We start from the raw sequence: 838 nt of genomic DNA, 5'->3' as shown, positions 1-838 counted from the left end.
CTAGGGGGTGTTCTCATTCAGGCGAGCCATATGACAGCAGACACAAGGGATAACATCGACTGGTAATTCCTGGCCAGTCGCTCATATCGTGTCGCTATCCGGCGGAACTGCTTCAGCTTCTGGAAAAAGCGCTCTACCAGGTTGCGAGCCTTGTACAGATGTCGATCAAGGCTGCGAGGGTTCAGGCGATTCTTTTTCGAGGGGATGATCGCCTCAGCGCCACGACGCTGGATGACCTCAACAAAAGCGTCTGAGTCATACCCCTTGTCGGCCAAGACGGCCTCGAAGGCGAAACCCTCGATCAACGCTTCAGCCTGACCATACTCCGAGGCTTGCCCAGGCGTTAACAGCAAGCGTATCGGATTGCCCAAAGCATCGACCGCCGCATGAATCTTGGTACTCAGTCCCCCTCGGGACTTACCCATGGCCTCGATGTCCTGATCTGTTTTTTTGCCGCACCGTGCTGGTGAACCCGCACGATGCTGCCATCCACCATCAAATGCTCCAAGTCAGCGTCAGCAGCGAGTGCCTCCATCATCTGCACCCAAACGCCTTTGCGTGACCAGCGACTGTAGCGCACATAGACTCTATGCCAATGACCGTAGGTTTCCGGGAGGTCACGCCACGGCGAACCCGTACGAGCAATCCAGAGTACCGCTTCGACAAACTGACGGTTATCGCGTGCGGTGACGCCTCGATCATGGGCCTTGCCTGGCAACAGATTTTTGATCCGTTCCCATTGATCATCATGAAGAAGCCTATGGCGACTCATCCGCTGCTCCAAATCCACTGAAGGTTACGGATTTAACCTGCTCGATTCAAATGAGAACGCCCCCTA

At 55.1% G+C, this 838-nt stretch carries 1 protein-coding gene; it reads right to left on the bottom strand.

Going from position 1 to position 838, the window contains the following annotated elements; all coding sequences use genetic code 11:
- Positions 1-17: 17 nt before the first annotated feature.
- Positions 18-772, bottom strand: a protein-coding gene (locus ACZRMS_RS26285) for an IS5 family transposase (protein ID WP_371926216.1) whose coding sequence is annotated in 2 segments (ribosomal slippage) — positions 18-443 and positions 446-772 — 753 coding nt in all. Because the reading frame shifts where the segments join, the coding sequence is not laid out codon by codon here.
- Positions 773-838 lie beyond the last annotated feature (66 nt).

The organism is Pseudomonas sp. B424 (assembly GCF_055408345.1).
The sequence above is the reverse complement of the archived record's forward strand: the minus strand, read 5'-3'. Positions and strand labels throughout refer to the sequence as shown.